The organism is Advenella incenata, from assembly GCF_004217095.1.
GTDB classification, from domain to species: Bacteria; Pseudomonadota; Gammaproteobacteria; order Burkholderiales; family Burkholderiaceae_B; genus Advenella; species Advenella incenata.
This window is the reverse complement of the sequence record NZ_SHKO01000002.1, coordinates 753,447-768,981: the sequence shown is the minus strand read 5'-3', so window position 1 is coordinate 768,981 and position 15,535 is coordinate 753,447. Positions and strand designations below refer to the sequence as shown.

Annotated in this window: 16 protein-coding genes; 6 read left to right on the top strand and 10 right to left on the bottom strand. The window is 52.8% G+C overall.

Annotation, left to right across the window (positions count from 1 at the left end; all coding sequences use genetic code 11):
* Positions 1 to 4 precede the first annotated feature (4 nt).
* Positions 5 to 1,309, top strand: a complete 1,305-nt coding sequence (locus EV681_RS14790) for an NAD(P)/FAD-dependent oxidoreductase (RefSeq protein ID WP_130304401.1) — start codon at positions 5 to 7, stop codon at positions 1,307 to 1,309.
* Positions 1,310 to 1,448: 139 nt separating this feature from the next.
* Here the strand turns inward: EV681_RS14790 and hpaI are convergent, their stop codons facing one another.
* From hpaI to EV681_RS14760, 6 genes are read right to left on the bottom strand one after another with little or no spacing between them, the layout of a single operon-like run.
* Positions 1,449 to 2,234 (bottom strand): 4-hydroxy-2-oxoheptanedioate aldolase, encoded by a 786-nt coding sequence (hpaI, locus tag EV681_RS14785; RefSeq protein ID WP_130304400.1) that lies wholly within the window; start codon positions 2,232 to 2,234, stop codon positions 1,449 to 1,451.
* 16 nt (positions 2,235 to 2,250) lie between these two features.
* Positions 2,251 to 3,033, bottom strand: a complete 783-nt coding sequence (gene hpaH / locus EV681_RS14780) for a 2-oxo-hept-4-ene-1,7-dioate hydratase (RefSeq protein ID WP_130304632.1) — start codon at positions 3,031 to 3,033, stop codon at positions 2,251 to 2,253.
* A gap of 3 nt (positions 3,034 to 3,036) precedes the next feature.
* Positions 3,037 to 3,897, bottom strand: coding sequence for a fumarylacetoacetate hydrolase family protein (locus EV681_RS14775; RefSeq protein WP_130304399.1), 861 nt, complete (start codon positions 3,895 to 3,897; stop codon positions 3,037 to 3,039).
* Positions 3,894 to 4,766 (bottom strand): amidohydrolase family protein, encoded by an 873-nt coding sequence (locus EV681_RS14770; protein WP_130304398.1) that lies wholly within the window; start codon positions 4,764 to 4,766, stop codon positions 3,894 to 3,896. Before EV681_RS14770 ends, EV681_RS14775 begins: the two co-directional genes overlap by 4 nt.
* Complete coding sequence (locus tag EV681_RS14765) at positions 4,759 to 5,154, bottom strand: RidA family protein (protein ID WP_130304397.1); 396 nt, start codon at positions 5,152 to 5,154, stop codon at positions 4,759 to 4,761. The genes EV681_RS14770 and EV681_RS14765 overlap by 8 nt, the downstream gene beginning before the upstream one ends.
* 27 nt (positions 5,155 to 5,181) lie before the next feature.
* On the bottom strand, positions 5,182 to 6,144 hold the full coding sequence (locus tag EV681_RS14760) for a Bug family tripartite tricarboxylate transporter substrate binding protein (protein ID WP_130304396.1): 963 nt from the start codon (positions 6,142 to 6,144) through the stop codon (positions 5,182 to 5,184).
* 219 nt (positions 6,145 to 6,363) lie between these two features.
* Between EV681_RS14760 and EV681_RS14755 the strand changes: the two genes are divergently transcribed.
* Both EV681_RS14755 and EV681_RS14750 read left to right on the top strand, forming a co-directional pair.
* Positions 6,364 to 6,981 (top strand): flavin reductase family protein, encoded by a 618-nt coding sequence (locus tag EV681_RS14755; protein WP_128392741.1) that lies wholly within the window; start codon positions 6,364 to 6,366, stop codon positions 6,979 to 6,981.
* Between the two features lie 18 nt (positions 6,982 to 6,999).
* Positions 7,000 to 7,797 (top strand): IclR family transcriptional regulator, encoded by a 798-nt coding sequence (locus EV681_RS14750; protein WP_130304395.1) that lies wholly within the window; start codon positions 7,000 to 7,002, stop codon positions 7,795 to 7,797.
* Here the strand turns inward: EV681_RS14750 and EV681_RS14745 are convergent.
* The 4 genes from EV681_RS14745 to EV681_RS14730 all read right to left on the bottom strand — a co-directional run bounded on the left by EV681_RS14745 (position 7,794) and on the right by EV681_RS14730 (position 11,560).
* Positions 7,794 to 8,399, bottom strand: coding sequence for a 2-hydroxychromene-2-carboxylate isomerase (locus EV681_RS14745; RefSeq protein ID WP_130304394.1), 606 nt, complete (start codon positions 8,397 to 8,399; stop codon positions 7,794 to 7,796). The genes EV681_RS14750 and EV681_RS14745 overlap by 4 nt on opposite strands.
* A complete protein-coding gene (locus EV681_RS14740; RefSeq protein WP_130304393.1) occupies positions 8,396 to 9,724 on the bottom strand; it encodes an MFS transporter in 1,329 nt (442 codons plus the stop codon). The genes EV681_RS14745 and EV681_RS14740 overlap by 4 nt, the downstream gene beginning before the upstream one ends.
* A gap of 54 nt (positions 9,725 to 9,778) precedes the next feature.
* Positions 9,779 to 10,558, bottom strand: a complete 780-nt coding sequence (locus tag EV681_RS14735) for an aldolase (RefSeq protein WP_128392745.1) — start codon at positions 10,556 to 10,558, stop codon at positions 9,779 to 9,781.
* A 105-nt stretch (positions 10,559 to 10,663) separates the two neighbouring features.
* Entirely contained in the window at positions 10,664 to 11,560 is an 897-nt protein-coding gene (locus EV681_RS14730) for a LysR family transcriptional regulator (protein WP_128392746.1), read from the bottom strand.
* A gap of 483 nt (positions 11,561 to 12,043) precedes the next feature.
* On the opposite strand from EV681_RS14730, the gene EV681_RS14725 reads away from it, so the two are divergent.
* From EV681_RS14725 to EV681_RS14715, 3 genes are all read left to right on the top strand, one after another.
* The gene (locus EV681_RS14725; RefSeq protein WP_128392747.1) at positions 12,044 to 12,367 is read left to right on the top strand and encodes a DUF3592 domain-containing protein; all 324 of its coding nucleotides are present in this window, start codon (positions 12,044 to 12,046) and stop codon (positions 12,365 to 12,367) included.
* A 286-nt stretch (positions 12,368 to 12,653) separates the two neighbouring features.
* Positions 12,654 to 15,053: a type VI secretion system Vgr family protein gene (locus tag EV681_RS14720; RefSeq protein WP_130304392.1), complete on the top strand. Its 2,400-nt coding sequence runs from the start codon at positions 12,654 to 12,656 to the stop codon at positions 15,051 to 15,053.
* A gap of 6 nt (positions 15,054 to 15,059) precedes the next feature.
* Positions 15,060 to 15,533, top strand: coding sequence for a DUF3592 domain-containing protein (locus EV681_RS14715; RefSeq protein ID WP_128392749.1), 474 nt, complete (start codon positions 15,060 to 15,062; stop codon positions 15,531 to 15,533).
* The last annotated feature ends 2 nt before the right edge of the window (positions 15,534 to 15,535 follow it).

Here is a 15,535-nt window from a genome sequence, read left to right as displayed (position 1 = left end):
AAACATGTCGTCTAGAACAACTTACCCCGTCTACGAAAGTCGGTCCGGGTGGAACTCTCTGTTGCCTGCGCGAACAGCGAAGACAAATATTTCGATTCAAAGCAAGTACGATTTTATCGTTATCGGGGCCGGATACACCGGATTGGCCGCAGCGCGCAGGCTGGCAGAATTGAATGCGTCCGCCAGTATCCTGGTCCTGGAGGCTGGTGTCGTTGGAGAGGGCTCGTCAGCCCGAAATTCAGGGTTCGTCATCGCCTTGCCTCATAACACCAATATGTCGGGCCATATCAGCCCGGCAGAGGTGGCGCAAAAGCAAATCCGAGTCTATGACGGCGGGTTACGCTGGCTCAAGGGACTGGTGGATTCGTATCAGATTGATTGCGGCTGGAATCCCAAGGGAAAGTACCACGGCGCAGCCACCGCGGAAGGGGCCATCAGCCTGCAAAACACTGCTCGTCAATATGACAAATGGGGTGTGCCATACCAGGAGATCTCTCCGGCCCAATTATCCGAACGTCTGGGCACTCAATATTACCGCTACGCCATTCAAACCAATAGCAATATTTTTATGCAGCCTGCTGCGCTCATTCGCGGCCTGGCCGACAACTTGCCTGCCAATGTCACATTGGTGGAGAACTGCCCCGTTTTGTCGGTCGAGCAGGGTCGGGAACAAGGGGTTCTCACCGCACAAGGCCTGATTCGTGGGGGAAAAATCATTGTTGCCAACAACGGCTTTGCGCGCAAACTGGGTTTTCTGAAAGACCGGATGTTCACGATCTTCACCTACGCAGCGATTACACCCGAGCTGGATGCACAGCAGCTCGCGTTGCACGGAAGCGAGCCCGAATGGGGGCTGATTCCAGCGAACCGTATGGGCACCACGCTACGGAAGATCCAAAACAAACGCTTTATGGTACGAAGCGCCTATTCTTATGAAAAGCCACAGACCGAAAGTACTGTGCTGGAACTGTTGACTGATTGTTATCGCCGACGCTACCCCGCAGCGAAAAGCCATCGATTCGAACACCTGTGGGGTGGCGCAACGGCGCTAACGCGTAACGGCGCGACCTATTTTGGCCAAATGTCGCCAAATCTTTATGCGTCCGTCGGGTGCAATGGCGCCGGCGTACTAAAAGGCACCTGCTACGGAAAATTACTTGCGGAGCTGATAATGGGGCATCACACCCAGGAACTTGTAGATGTTCTGGCCATGGATAAACCGAACTGGCTTCCACCCGAGCCGCTGCGGGGCGCTGCAGTCAAAACCGCCATATATCTGCAAAAGCGCAAGGCAGGAGCAGAAAGATAGGTTCAGGATTAGGGTGTTCATTCATGATGGGCACTTTAACCTTGAACAAAGGCGGGGGTGTATCTGCCGGTAAGCGCTGCAATGGATTCTTATCGGCAGTATCAGCTATCGCACTAACAAAAAGCCGTTGCGGCTGGCGTTATTTAACCTTGTTTGTTTGAGACAAGGAAAATGCTGCCGCCAACTGATCGGCCGCTCTAGCCAGTAACGCAACGTCCATACCCACGGCCGTAAACAGCGACCCGCATTCCATGTAGTGGCGGGCCAATTGCGTGTCCAATGTAAGGATGCCGGGCGCTTTACCAAGCGCCCGAACCTGACGGATCGCATCCTCTATCGCACTTTGCACTTCGTGATGACCAGGGTTGCCCAAATGTCCCATGCTGGCCGATAGATCTGCCGGACCAATAAACACGCCGTCCACGCCATCTACCCGGGCAATGGCCTCCAGATTATCGAGCCCTTCCTGCGTTTCTACCTGCACCAGTAAACAAAGTTGATTTTCGCACTCGTGCATGTATGTCTTTTGCCTGCCGAAATCACTGGCGCGCATGGTCCCGCCCACGCCCCTGTTGCCTCGTGGCGGATAGCGCATGCCGGCCACCGCCCTGGCGGCCTCTTCTGCATTCTGAACATAAGGGATCAACAAGGTCTGCGTACCGATATCAAGAAAGCGCTTTTGCTGGACTGCATCGTTCCATGAGGGCCGCACGGCTGCCGATACGGGATAAGGCGCCGCTGCCTGCAACTGGGCAAGCACACCAGAGACCTCGTTCGGTGAATGTTCGGTATCCAGCAAAAGCCAGTCAAAACCTGCGCCAGCTACAATTTCGGCACTGTACGCGTTACACAAGGACACCCACAACCCCAACTGATGCTGCCCATGGGCCAATGCCTGCTTGAATTTGTTCTTGCCTGCAATCATTGCGACTCTCCCTTGATCAGGTAAAACTAACAGAGATGCTGCCCAGCGTGCCGAAGTCTGCGTGAATCACATCGCCTTTTGCGACAGGAACGGTACGGGTGAAGGATCCGGCCAGTATGATGTGCCCTTTTTCCAGGACACCGCCAAAATCAGCGATTTTGTTCGCCAGCCATACGACCCCCATTGCAGGGTGCCCAAGAACCGCAGCAGATACGCCCGATTCTTCGATGGTGCCATTTTTATACAAAAGCGCACTGGCCCAGCGAAGGTCAATGTCCATGGGCCGCACGACCCGGCCACCCAGCACAACCGCAGCAGAAGCAGCATTGTCCGCGATATTGTCAACAATCCGTCGTGGATACCGGGTACGTCCGTCAACCAGTTCAAGCGCGGGCTGTATAAAGTCGGTCGCTTCCAGAACATCAAATAGCGACACGTTCGGGCCCTTGAGCGCCTTTCCAAGGACAAACGCCAACTCCACTTCAACGCGCGGCACAATAAAGCGGTCTGCGGCAATTCGATCACCGTCGTAATAGAACATGTTATCCAGCAAATGGCCGTAATCAGGCTCATTGATGCCAAGCGTCGATTGCATTGCCCTGGATGTCAGGCCAATCTTGTGTCCGCGCAGGACGGCGCCATGCGCTATCTTGTCAGCAATGACCAGTTTCTGTATCTCGTAGGCGTCGGCGATCTGCAACCCAGGAAAAGTTTCGTCCAGCTGCGCAACGGGTGTTGCATTTTTTTCTGCATCCAGCAACAGGCGCATTGCTTTCTTGTGTATTTGCTTGCTGAGCATCATTCATCCATTTCTGACAGTATTTTTCAGAATGCCGATTGTCGGCACCTCCACTTCCACCACGTCCCCTTCCCGAAGAAACTTTGGCGGATCGTATCGAATCCCGGCGCCCGTCGGCGTGCCGGTAGAGATCACGTCCCCAGGCTCCAGCGTCGTCCACCGGGAAATGTAATGGATCAGATACTCGAAAGAGAACATCAAGTTCGCGGTGGTATCGCGCTGACGTTCTTCGCCATTCACCCGTGTGATCACTTCAAGATTGTCATAACGAGGGAATTGGTCGGCAGTAACCAGCCAGGGCCCGGCAGAGCCACTCTGATCGAAGTTCTTTCCCTGCGTGACATTAAATTTTCCGTGTTTTAACCAGTCGCGCACGCTGCCTTCATTCAGGCAAGTCAGGCCTGCAATATGAGATAGCGCCTGCTGCTGTGGAATGCGCCGGCCGCGCTTTCCGATCACGATTGCAATTTCGCCCTCGTAGTCAAGCTGCTCAGACTCTTCAACCGGGCAAATCAGCGGCTGTCCATGGCCGGTCATGGATGACGCGAACCGTGGGAAGACGCTGGGATAGGCAGGTGCTGCGGTGCCGTCTTTATATTCTTCATTGCGATGGTGATAATTGACCCCCACACAAATGATTTTCCCAGGGTTGGGTATAGGCGGCAGATAATGCAGTTCGTCCAGGGCGTAACGTGGCGCACCATCAGGCAGCGATTGAACGACACTTGCCAACTTGTCGCTGCCCAGCAGTGCATTGACGGTACCGATATCCGGACCGAAAGCGTCGGTCAGATCAACAACCTCATGTTCAATGACCACGCCGAATCGCGCTCTGTTTTGTATCACAAAAGAAACTATCTTCATTTCTCAAATCCAAAGAAGGCGGCTGGATTATCAACCAGTATTTTTTTAAGCAAGGCCTCGGAAGGCGCATAGCGGTACAGTTGTTCGACCAGATCACCCTCGTTTGGCGGCTGCTTGACCGACACCGGGTGCGGCCAGTCGCTCCCCCATACGACCCGATCCGGCGCAGCCTCAATATAGGCCTGTGCAATGGGAATGACATCGTTCCAGGGCGCACCAGCGCGTGATACCTTTTCTGTCAGAGAAAGCATGACCCAGAAGTTGCCTTTTTTGAGTAATTCCAGAACAGCGTTCAGGCTAGGGTCGGCGCTTTCTGAGCGAGGATCGGGACGCCCCATGTGATCCAGCATCACCGGAATGTCCAGCGACTGAAACATGGCAAGTTGATCCATGATGCCGGTCGCTTCAGGCTGAAACTTCGCGTACCAGCCCAGTTCCCGAATGCGTGCGATCGCATGATCAAATTCTTTTTCCGACATACTCACGCCCAGTCCCTGGCGATTGAAGCGGGCTCCTTTTATGCCTGCCGAATCGAGCTTTTCGAGATCACTGTCACTGCCTTCAAGCAGCACCAGTGCATTGGCACAACCTCGGTAGCCCGGTCCGGACGCCTCCAGTGCGTCCAGGACCACTTGATGGTCGGCCCCGTAGGTGGTTGCCTGGACAATCACACCTCTTTGTATTCCCAATGTTCGATGCAATTGCAATGCCACTTCTATCGTGGCCGTGGGCATTTCATAGGCCGCGCCGGCCCTGACGGGATATTTGGTTGCCGGTCCGAATACATGGAACTGACAATCACAACTGTTGGCAGGCGGTTTGGGATTGGGCGAACGTGGGTTTGGGTCAGGGGCAAGATAATCAGGCATTTGCTTCCCCCTTCACGGCAATGAAGTCGCACTCCAGTAATTTGCCACCATCCAGGCTGGCCTGCATGGTGTGCCTGGCCGGCCTTGAATCGGGATCGGGAAAGAGCGCCAGCCATTCTTTGTTCAAGGCTGCGCGTTGCGACCGATCGTTCATCCACACATGCATCTTGATAATGTCCGTGGGTTCCAGACTGGCGGCACTGCAGATACGTTTCACATGATCAAACATAAGCCGGCTTTGCTCCTCTATCGTCGAACCGTATTCACCGGTTGAGGGATCCGTTCCCTGAATGCTGCCCGAAAACACCATGCAGCCAATCTGGCTGGCCGCCGGAATCGGGTTCTTATGACTGAACCCTTGCGCGTAGATGCTCTTTCTTTTTGCCATATTCATTTCTCCTGACATGTTCTGTTCCTAGTTCACACTGATGTTCGCGTTTTTGATAATAGGTACCCACCGCTCGTCTTCTTTCTTCAGATACGCCTTAAAGTCATCAGGCGTCATGCTGTGGGCTTCGGCACCGAGCGTCTCAAAGCGCTGAATAATCGCAGGATCCTTCAAGACCGCAGTCGTTGCAGCGCTTAGTTTGTCGCGAATGTCGTCAGGCGTGCCTTTGGGCGCCATCAAGCCGGTAAAGGTATAGGCAACCGCATCTGCAATACCAGATTCAACCAGGGTCGGCACATTCGGCAGGCTGGCCAGTCGCTTTTCTGATGTGACGGCAAGCGGACGCAGCTTGCCTTCCTTTAAATAGGGCAAGGCTACGGACATCTGGTCAAAGCTGAAGTCAACCTGCCCACCCAGCAAATCGGTTAGGGCAGGTGAATTGCCTTTGTAATGGACCGTCATCCATTTGGCCCCCGTTTTCGCGAGCAGCATTTCGCTCATCAGATGATTGGATGTACCGGCGCCTGGCGAAGCCATATTCAGCTTGCCAGGATGCTGTTTTGCGTAGTCTATGAGTTCAGTGACTGTTTTGATCGGTAGACCGGGGCGTACCTGCAAAACCATCGGGGTCATCGAAACCGTGGTGACTGCCTCGAAATCCCGGTCCCAATGGTAGGAATCACGATTGAAAATAATCGGGCTATAAAGCAGGGGCCCGTTGGCCGCCATGAAGAACGTGTACCCGTCCGGTTTGGACTTTGCCACATACTCTGCCGCAATCATGCCGCCGGCACCAGCCTTGTTTTCCACGATAAATGGCTTGCCAAAAGCTTTCGCCAGTCCGGGTGCAATCAGTCTGGCGGCAACATCTACGTTGCCTCCGGGGGGATAGGGAACAACGATGGAGACTGGCTTTGAAGGCCAGGTGTCGGCATACGCAGTCGAGGTCAAGAGTATGGATAAGGCCGTTACCATTTTTAGTGCTTGCATTTGTCTCTTCCTGTAATCAATGGTGGAACCGTGTAGAAAAAGATAGCAAGGGTTGGCGTCCGGGGACAACATGAGAAACAGCATTACGTCCAAATAGCGGACTAAAAATCAATTCAGCATTCACAGCATCATGCAAATCTGGGGCATCATACCGTTTGCCATGTGTTTTTCCTGGCAATGACGGTTATTATTTGGACATATTTCTAGTGGTGCCATCCTATGAAAATTTTTGCAGACAGCATGGGTCCGGAGCAGACCTATAAGTTATTGACCGGTATCGTCGTGCCACGCCCTATCGCCTGGGTAAGCACGTTGTCCGAGACTGGCCTGACCAATGTAGCGCCATTCAGTTGCTATACCATTGTTTCCAACATGCCGCCCATGATCGGTATAAACATTGGTCGCAAGGCGGGGGTACGCAAAGACACCGCTACAAATATCCTTTTCAACAGCCATTTCGTCGTCAATATTGCAGATGAAACCCTGCTGGAACCATTGCACCAGAGCGCCGGAGAATATCCGCCGCAGATCAGTGAAACGCAGTTGCTTGATCTTGAAACCCTGCCTGGCGAGTCAATGCCGGTGCCTCGTCTGGTGGCCGCCCCGATTAGTATGGAATGCCGGCTGCACAGCGTGACGCCATACGGAGATACGGGTGCGGAGTTTTTTGTTGGAGAGATCCGGGTGTGGCATATCCGAGATGGCTTGCTCAATGATGGGAAAATCGACAGTACGATCTTGCGTCCCATTTGCCGTCTTGGCGGTCCAAACTACGCCACGCTCGGAAAAGTGGTTACCTTGCAGGCGGTGTCACAAACCCCCAAAACAGTGCTTTAACTATCATAAGGACAAATCATGAATGCTGACGATAGCGAAGATGCCGAAACGGCGCAACCAGCAAGTCAGACTGTTTCCCGCGCCATGCAGATTCTGAGACTGGTTGCCTGTGGTCAGGAGCATGGTGTGCGTTTGACCGATATTGTCAATATTTCTGGCCTGAACAGGCCTACCGCACGTCGTATTCTTAAAACGCTGCTTGTGGAACAGGCGGTTGAACAGGATCCGCTAACGCGTCGATACCTGATTGGCAATGAATTGACGTTACTGGGCCTTGCCCGCAGAAAACGGTTCCCCCTGCTATCGGCGGCGCCGACCTGCCTGGGGCATCTGGCGCAAAGCATCGGCGATACGGCATTCCTGAGCATAAGGCATAGACTGGATTCGATTTGTATCGCCCGCCAGACAGGCCATCATCCTATCCAGGTCTTGTCCATTGATGTCGGTGCACGACGACCGCTAGGCGCTGGCGTCTCGGGCGTGGCCATTCTTTCCTGCCTGTCGCAAGATGACTTGCGGCAAATCATTGTTGCCAATGCCAAACGCCTGGCACAGAGCTCACTGACACCAGAGCAACTGATGGACAGAGTGCAATTGGCCAAAGAACGGGGCTATGCCTATGCCCAGAATGGCGTGATGTCCGGTACCAGCGCCGTCGCGGTACCGGTCGTCAATGCCGCAGGACAAGCCCAGGCAGCGCTGACCATCACTGCAATGTCAAATCGACTCGATACATCACGCCTGTCATATGTTGTGGAGCAGATGAAAGAACAGGCCGAGCAACTGAGCCGTCATGCGGATATAAACCGAAATTAATCTGCCTTTTTGATCGCCTCCTCCAGCATATCCAGTCTGTCCTGCCCCCAAAACAGTTCATTCTGAAAGACATAGGAAGGAGACCCGAATACGCCGCAGCCGACAGCTTCGTCGGTATATTGTCGGTAGAGAGAAACGATCTGCGGCGCCTTTGCCAGGTTCGCCAACGCTTGTCCATCCAGCCCTTGCCTGTTCGCAATATCAATCAGGGTTATGTCGGATGAAATATCCTGATCTTCGCACCATTGGGCGCGAAGAATGGATTGATACAGCTGCGCTATATCGATCCCGTTCTGGCTTGCCGCGATAACCATGCATGAGGCCAGATCTGCATTCGGGCACATATATCTGGGCTGCAGGTTAATGTTGATGCCCAATTTTCTGCACCACCGCTTCAATTCAGCGATGCGATAGGCCTGGCGCTCTGGCGAGCGTTGATGCAGGAGCATCCCGCCCGTCCTGGCGTATACATCAGGCAGATCCACGGGTTTGTAGTGAATTGCCACATCATATTTTGCCGCTATGCCTTTCAGCCGATCAGCACCCAAATAGGCCCAGTCGGAGTTCAGCCAAAAATAGTAGTCTACGGTTCTGCCATTCATGACCGGGCCTCTTGAACGCTAGTTGGCGTCGCAAATTTGGCCGGACCATGCATGTAGAATGAGCTGATAATGGCAATAACTCCCAAACCACTTAAGTACCACACGATATAACGGGGATTGCCATCGCCGTAGGCAAGCAGTGACGTTGCGATCAGTGGAGCCAAGCCGCCGCCGATGGCGCCAGATACCTGCACCGCAATCGATATGCCGCTGTATCTCACCTCTGGCGGGAACTGTGCTGAAAAAAGGCTCCCTTCCGGACCGTACAGGCAAGCATAGACCAAGCCGATAGCAATGATCATCGCCATATTGATTGAGGCGACGCTCAGGCTGCCGAGCATGGAAAAGAACACGGGTGCAAACAGCAATATACCGACGGAACCGGCCATGAATACCCATTTAAAACTCAGGCGGTCGCCAAGAATGCCAAACAGCGGCATGGTAAACAGGGCCACCAATGCGCCCCAGATAGTGGCATCCAGCATCACCATCCTGTCAATTCCAAGCGTATTGGTGGCATAGGCCAGCGCAAAGGTAACCACGGTATAAAACCAGGTCACTTCGGCAAGGCGTCCGCCCACAACCACAAGCACTTCTTTCGGATATTTCTTCAGGACGATCATGGCGGGCATCTCTACCTTTTCGCCTGTCTTTTCCATGCGCTCAAAATCCGGTGATTCGGCGACCTTGACGCGGATAAACCAGCCAACAAGCAACAGTAGAACACTTGCCAGGAAAGGAATTCTCCAGCCCCAGGACAGCATGTCCTCGTTGGGCAATGCCGCCACTGCACCCATGGCCAAAGAGGAAAGAATCAAACCCGGCGCAACTCCCGCTTGCGGCAGGCTGCCAAAAAACCCTTTTTTGCCTTCAGGAGCATGTTCCACCGCCATCAATACAGCGCCGCCCCATTCCCCACCCACGGCGATGCCCTGGATAAATCGCATGAGCACCAGCAATACCGCTCCCCAGTAACCGATAGATTCATACGAAGGAATGAGCCCGATCAGGATTGTCGGGATCCCCATCATGAATAATGTGATGAGCAACATGGACTTTCGGCCGATCCTGTCACCGAAGTGGCCGAAAATGACGCCCCCCAGCGGTCGGGCAAAGAATCCCACCGAATAGGTGGCAAACGCCGCCAGCGTCCCCGTCAACGGGTCGAAAGAAGGAAAAAATATCGTATTGAAAACCAGTGCTGCGGCTGTTCCGTATAAGAAAAAGTCGTACCACTCAATGGTTGTCCCCATCATGCTTGCCAAGCCTGCCGTCACATATTGCGAGCGCGAACGGACAGGCCCGGATGTCGTATTATTCGCCATCCTGGTTCCTTTTAATAGTAATGAGCTTTATTGTCTATTTAACGTGTCTGAAAATTACTTCAGATCAAGCGCAGGGATACCATGCGTCTGCCGGCACCAATAATTGAATGTTGCTTTTACGATTGAAGTCTTGAGCAGATAATCGTGAGCTTCAGCAGCAAGCTTGTCGTCCACCGGGGTCAGGTTGCCAAATGCCTGCGCGCGAATCTGCATACGCGCAGCGCGCTCAAGATAAACCGACAGATAGGTCGCCTCTTCACAGGAGGTGCCCGCGGTCAAATACCCATGATGGGCCAGGATAATTGCCTTTTTTTCTCCCAGCGCCTGCGAAATAATCACGCCTTCGTCATCAGCAATTGGTACACCGGGCCATTCACCCAGAAATGCGCAATCGTTATGCAAGGGTGTCATATCCATTTGAGAGATCACCAATGGCTGCCGCGCCGCGGCCAGGGCTGATGCCCAGGGCGAATGGGTATGAATAATGCAATTGACATCGGGACGGGCGTCATAGACCCAAAGATGAAAACGCGTCGCAGGGTTGGCCATCCCTTCCCCGGTCAACGTATTCAAGTCGCGATCAACTTCGATGAAATCTTCAGGCTTCGCTTCATCAAAACCCAGGCCAAAGCGCAGGGTCCAATAAGCGCCCGGGCGCTCCGACCTTACGCTGATCTGCCCTGCCAGGCCCGCTTCCTGTTCGGTCATGGCCAGGATTCGACAGGCGTAGGCCATGGTCTCTTTGGTGTCTCGCTCTACAATTTGCAAGTGCTTTGACATCTCCTGGGTTGCACGTTTATCAAAATAGGATTTTTCTCTTAATGGTGCATTCATGCTGTGGCCTCCTGTACATGATCTGTTTGTAGATGAACTTTTAAGTTCTATGACAGATTCTATTGATCCACATCAAATATAGCTATAAAGCAAACTTCATAGCTGCTATTCCATCTGCTCTTTCATGGTTTTCGACAGTTGTATGATGCATTGCTCCAGGGCAATGGCCAGAGCACTCAGCGGTTTGTCTTGATGCTTGATCAATACCATTCTTCGCCGCAATAAGGGACGATCTATTTTCACCTTCCTCAAACCATAATCAGCCAGTATTTTTGCCGGAATCCTGGATGGCAGAATGCAATCTCCAACCCCTGAAGAAACAAGTCTCAACATCGCATCCACCGTTTCGGCCTCGGTAACAAAATGTGGCTGCAGGCCGCCACTATGTATCATCTTGCGCAGGGCATAGTGTGGAGGAAATCCAACCAGCTGAAGGGATGCCGACGTTAGGTCCTGAGGGCCGATCAACGCGCTGTCCTGCTTTACAACCAGTGCCATGTCTTCTTCAAACAGGGCAGTAGAATCGAGCACATCAGAATTGACTGCAGAATCGTATACCAGCCCTAGCTCTGCATTACCATGTTCAACCAGCGTCACGACCTCCGGCGAGCTTCGCCCCATCAGTGACAGATTGACATGCGGCCGATTGCTGACAAAAGTGGCGATGCAATCTGCCGTGAAATAATAGCTAAGCGTATGCACAGCCGCCAGGCGGACCGTGCCCTGGGTTACACCTTGCTTGCGCACTTGATCCATCGCCCGGTCTATTTCCAGAAAGGCGGGCTTGACTGCATCATAGAGGATCTCCCCTGCTTCAGTAAGCTTTAACCCCCGCCCCGTCCTGACGAACAAGCGCTGGTCTACGTGAGCCTCAAGCAACGCCAGTTGTTTACTAAGCCCGGACTGGGTCTGATCCAGGACCGTTGCCGCCTTTGACAGGGAGCCCAAATCGGCAATAGAAACAAAAAAACGCAATCGGCGGTCTGCTGAATCTAAAGACATATTATTCCCTCGAACAAAAATTGAATGAGCACCATGATTTATTGACTCCAGCGTATTCCTTAAACGAGCGCCCGGGCATAAACCTATACTTGCGACGATGATCAGATGAAATTTTGTCTGAACCGAGCATAGAAGCGTCCAAGCTGCCCGATATTAACCGGGAATACGGCAATCCGATTGGTTTACCGGGTCAGTTTGGCCGAACCAAAAAAGCAACGACGACACTCTTAAGCCGGCAGCTTACGGCAATTGAGTAACAATCGCAGGGTTCAACCCATTGGCAAATACTCAACGGCCACGCCCAACACAGTGATCAGTTGCTCAATATCACGACATACGATTGGCCCGCGCTTCTATCGTCAGTGCAATTAGTCAAAATTTTCCGATTCAGGCTTACAACGCATATATTGAGGTGAGACAATAACGGATGCGATTTGACGTCGCATACGTACGATTCATTTCCATGCTCCTATCCCCCCTTCTATGACATTTGCTATTGTTATTTCGGTTCTTATCTGCGCAGGTATTGTCGCCTATATAGTCTATCTATTTATCCGTGACCATAAAATCCTGTCACAGGGCACAGATGTCCGGGCCTTGGTTGAGGACGTTCGCTACATAAGTTCAAATGATGGCGGATCCATCACCATACGATACCGTCTTTCATGGACTCAGGGAGAAGTCATCAAGCAGGTAGAAGGCAAGGAAACCATTCCGGCATTTTATTCATCGAAGGTACAGAAAGGCTGTGAGGTCAATATCAGGTACCTGGATGATAACCATATCCTGTTTGTTTTTGATAAGTAAATGAACTCCTGTAGTGGGCTCGTTCCCTTCTGAAGGGTAGGTACATTCTATTTTCCTGAAAAGTGGTTTCTTCAGGCATCAACCTAAAACGCCAGACATGGTGATGCACATAAATACACGAATCATTAATGGGCCATTCCGGTACCTTAAGCATGGAGCTGCGCACCATAATCGAGCCTATCGCTTCCCAAATGTGCGATATCTCCCTGTATGAACAGGAAAAAGCTGGCACAAGATTTGCTCATAACTTTATGTATGGTCAATTGCAACAACTTGGGAGCGAAAAATGGATATGCCTTTCTCAACAGAATTTCGGCCCATCGTCGCCCACACCCCGCTCGAAGGGGTCCTGGCCTTCAGGCAAATGTTCGGCACTGAAGGCATATCCAGTCTGTTTGAATTTGAATGCGAACTGGTTGCTGAATCCTACAGCCTTGATTTGCAGCAATTGCTCGGCAAGTCGCTCACGATAGAAATCGAGTCTTCGTGCGGATCGCGGTTTCTGGATGGGCAAATCACAAAGTGCAATTTGGTGGGCAGGGAAAACAATAGCTCACGATATTACATCTATCGCGCAACCGTGCGCCCATGGTTGTGGTACCTGACCCAGACGTCCGATTACAAAATTTTTCAGCAAAAAACCATTCCCGACGTCATCCGCGAAGTGCTGGGCGATTACGATTTCCCGTTTGATATCAAGCTTGGCGGCGCATATCGTAACTGGGAATACTGCGTCCAGTACCAGGAAACGGATTTTGCCTTTATTAGCCGCCTGATGGAACACGAGGGTATTTATTATTACTTTGAACATCAGAAGGGATCGCATACGCTGATCATTACAGATGACATCGCAACGCACAAGGCTCAGGCTGGCTACGCCACGGTGCCGTATTATGGGCCTGATCGCCATGCGCATCCACAAGAAGAATATGTGGCGGCTTGGGAGATTGAAGCGCAAATCACCCCGGATGGCTACGCCACGACCGATTATGATTTCACCAAGCCACGCGCCCGCCTGGATGCCGTGTCGCGTAATTCAGGAGGGTCACAGTCGGGTAATCTGGAAATTTTCGAATGGCAAGGCGGCTACCAGGAGCCCAACCACGGTGAACAATATTCGCGCATACGACTTGAAGAACTGCAAAGCGTACGCGAGCGCATTGGCGGCAGAACCAATGCACGCGGCATCGCCCCCGGGTACACTTTCAGTTTAAAGAATCATCCGCGCCAAAGTGAAAATCGCGAGCACCTGGTTGTCAGCGTCGCCTATCGCATGAGTGTGGCCGGCTATGCGACCGGAACCGGCATGGAAGATTTCTATGAAGAAACCTTTAGCGCGCTGCCGACTACCTTGCAGTATCGCGCCGCACGTCATACTCCCATGCCTCACACATACGGCCCGCAAACAGCGCGCGTCGTTGGTCCCGCAGGAGAACAACTGTGGACCGACCAGTATGGCCGCATCAAGGTGCAATTTCACTGGGATCGCTACGGCAAGAAAAATGAAAATAGCTCATGCTGGGTTCGCGTGTCCAGCCCCTGGGCAGGCGGGGGTTTTGGCGGCCTGCAACTGCCGCGCATCAACGATGAAGTCGTCGTCGATTTCATCGGCGGTTGCCCGGATCGCCCGATCGTACTAGGCAGGGTGTACAACGCCAACAACATGCCCCCGGTGGATCTCCCGGCAAATGCTTCACAAAGCGGTTTTCGCAGCCAATCGGTGCATGGCGACCCGTCGATGGCCAACTGGCTGCTGTTCGAAGACAAGCTTGGCGCCGAGATGGCTCACATGAAAGCCCAACTCAACATGTTGCTTGAAATAAACAACGACTGTGATCATCACATTGGCAATCACCATAAAACGACCGTGGGTGGCTGCCAGCACGTCACCGTCCAGCAGGAAACGCATATTACACGCCAGGGCATAACGAACGAACAGCTTAACGCTGCCGTACGTCGTGAAATCAATGCCAATTACGACACCATTATTAATGGTGTGCTGGCTTCGGAACATACAGGCAATTTGATCGATACACGCACGGGTGAAGTCGTAAAGAACCAGATTGGCTCGATTTCCGATACGGTCGAAGGCAATATCGTGCGCGAACTGACCGGCAACAAGACCTCCGCTCAAACTGGAGACCTGACGTCCACGATCAATGGAATGATCGATGAAAAGCTGACCGGCAATCACAACCGGGTTGTCACTGGAGATACAACCACAACCTACAACGGCAGCACAACGACCACGACTAACGGCGATCGCACTGGAACAGTCCATGGAGTAACCAGGGATACAGTATTCGGCCTGCGCCAAACGTATACCGTTGGTCCCTCAATTACGGGAGCGATCGCCGCAGTGAGTGCATTCGGCATTAATGCCACTATAACCGGAGTCAATGTCGCCGCACACGGGCTTACCGGCATACTGGCCGGCTATGATTGGAAAACCGCCGCAATAGGGTCCCGGGTCACAGGGATAGATGCAGATCTCGCCGGTTCGAAGACCAGCATCAAGGGGATTTTAAGCAGTATTAAAGCCGTTGAAAATGATGTCGGCATGGTACAAAACGATGTCGTTGCAACCAAACAGGAAATCGGCGGGCTGGATAACAAGCTCAAAGGAGCACGCCTGCGGATTGGAGGCATGACTATTCGCGGCACAGGCCTGGACCTGACGGCATGATATCGCATGATTAAATTGACGCCCCGTCGCCAGGGCCTGTGGGAGCTCCTGTTCGTCGGGTTTTGCCAGTTGCTCCCGTTGATATTCGGTATTCCCTTGCTCGCAATGGGCCTTACCTATCTGTATAAGGGTGAACTTGTCGGTTCAATTTTGATCCTGGCCGGTGCGCTCCTGACCCTGCTCGTCTTTTTCATCGGGGTGCTTCCTCAACTGCGAATGGACCTGCGCGCGCGCCGCCTCATGAATACTGGGGATCCGGCGCAGGGCGAAATCGTACACAGTGAGTTTTCGGGGACACTGATCAACAACCTGCCCCAGTACCGCCTGCAAATACGCTACGTCCATCCGAGGACCGGACAGGAACATATAGCCAGGACACTGCAGGTAGTGGATTATTCCGCTGCCCTGTGCCTGACGCCAGGCACAAGCGTCCCGTTAAGGGTCAGTCGTGACCAGCCTGATCATATCGCCATCGAGTAAAC

Bases quoted from the DNA above. Each gene is read 5' to 3' on its own strand.
- EV681_RS14720 (WP_130304392.1), top strand. From the start codon at position 12,654: ATGGATATGCCTTTCTCAACAGAATTTCGGCCCATCGTCGCCCACACC.
- EV681_RS14750 (WP_130304395.1), top strand. From the start codon at position 7,000: ATGAATGCTGACGATAGCGAAGATGCCGAAACGGCGCAACCAGCAAGT.
- EV681_RS14790 (WP_130304401.1), top strand. From the start codon at position 5: ATGTCGTCTAGAACAACTTACCCCGTCTACGAAAGTCGGTCCGGGTGG.
- EV681_RS14775 (WP_130304399.1), bottom strand. From the start codon at position 3,897: ATGAAGATAGTTTCTTTTGTGATACAAAACAGAGCGCGATTCGGCGTG.
- EV681_RS14740 (WP_130304393.1), bottom strand. From the start codon at position 9,724: ATGGCGAATAATACGACATCCGGGCCTGTCCGTTCGCGCTCGCAATAT.
- EV681_RS14760 (WP_130304396.1), bottom strand. From the start codon at position 6,144: ATGCAAGCACTAAAAATGGTAACGGCCTTATCCATACTCTTGACCTCG.
- hpaI (WP_130304400.1), bottom strand. From the start codon at position 2,234: ATGATTGCAGGCAAGAACAAATTCAAGCAGGCATTGGCCCATGGGCAG.
- EV681_RS14725 (WP_128392747.1), top strand. From the start codon at position 12,044: ATGACATTTGCTATTGTTATTTCGGTTCTTATCTGCGCAGGTATTGTC.
- EV681_RS14730 (WP_128392746.1), bottom strand. From the start codon at position 11,560: ATGTCTTTAGATTCAGCAGACCGCCGATTGCGTTTTTTTGTTTCTATT.
- EV681_RS14770 (WP_130304398.1), bottom strand. From the start codon at position 4,766: ATGCCTGATTATCTTGCCCCTGACCCAAACCCACGTTCGCCCAATCCC.
- EV681_RS14765 (WP_130304397.1), bottom strand. From the start codon at position 5,154: ATGGCAAAAAGAAAGAGCATCTACGCGCAAGGGTTCAGTCATAAGAAC.
- EV681_RS14735 (WP_128392745.1), bottom strand. From the start codon at position 10,558: ATGAATGCACCATTAAGAGAAAAATCCTATTTTGATAAACGTGCAACC.
- EV681_RS14715 (WP_128392749.1), top strand. From the start codon at position 15,060: ATGATTAAATTGACGCCCCGTCGCCAGGGCCTGTGGGAGCTCCTGTTC.
- hpaH (WP_130304632.1), bottom strand. From the start codon at position 3,033: ATGCTCAGCAAGCAAATACACAAGAAAGCAATGCGCCTGTTGCTGGAT.
- EV681_RS14755 (WP_128392741.1), top strand. From the start codon at position 6,364: ATGAAAATTTTTGCAGACAGCATGGGTCCGGAGCAGACCTATAAGTTA.
- EV681_RS14745 (WP_130304394.1), bottom strand. From the start codon at position 8,399: ATGAATGGCAGAACCGTAGACTACTATTTTTGGCTGAACTCCGACTGG.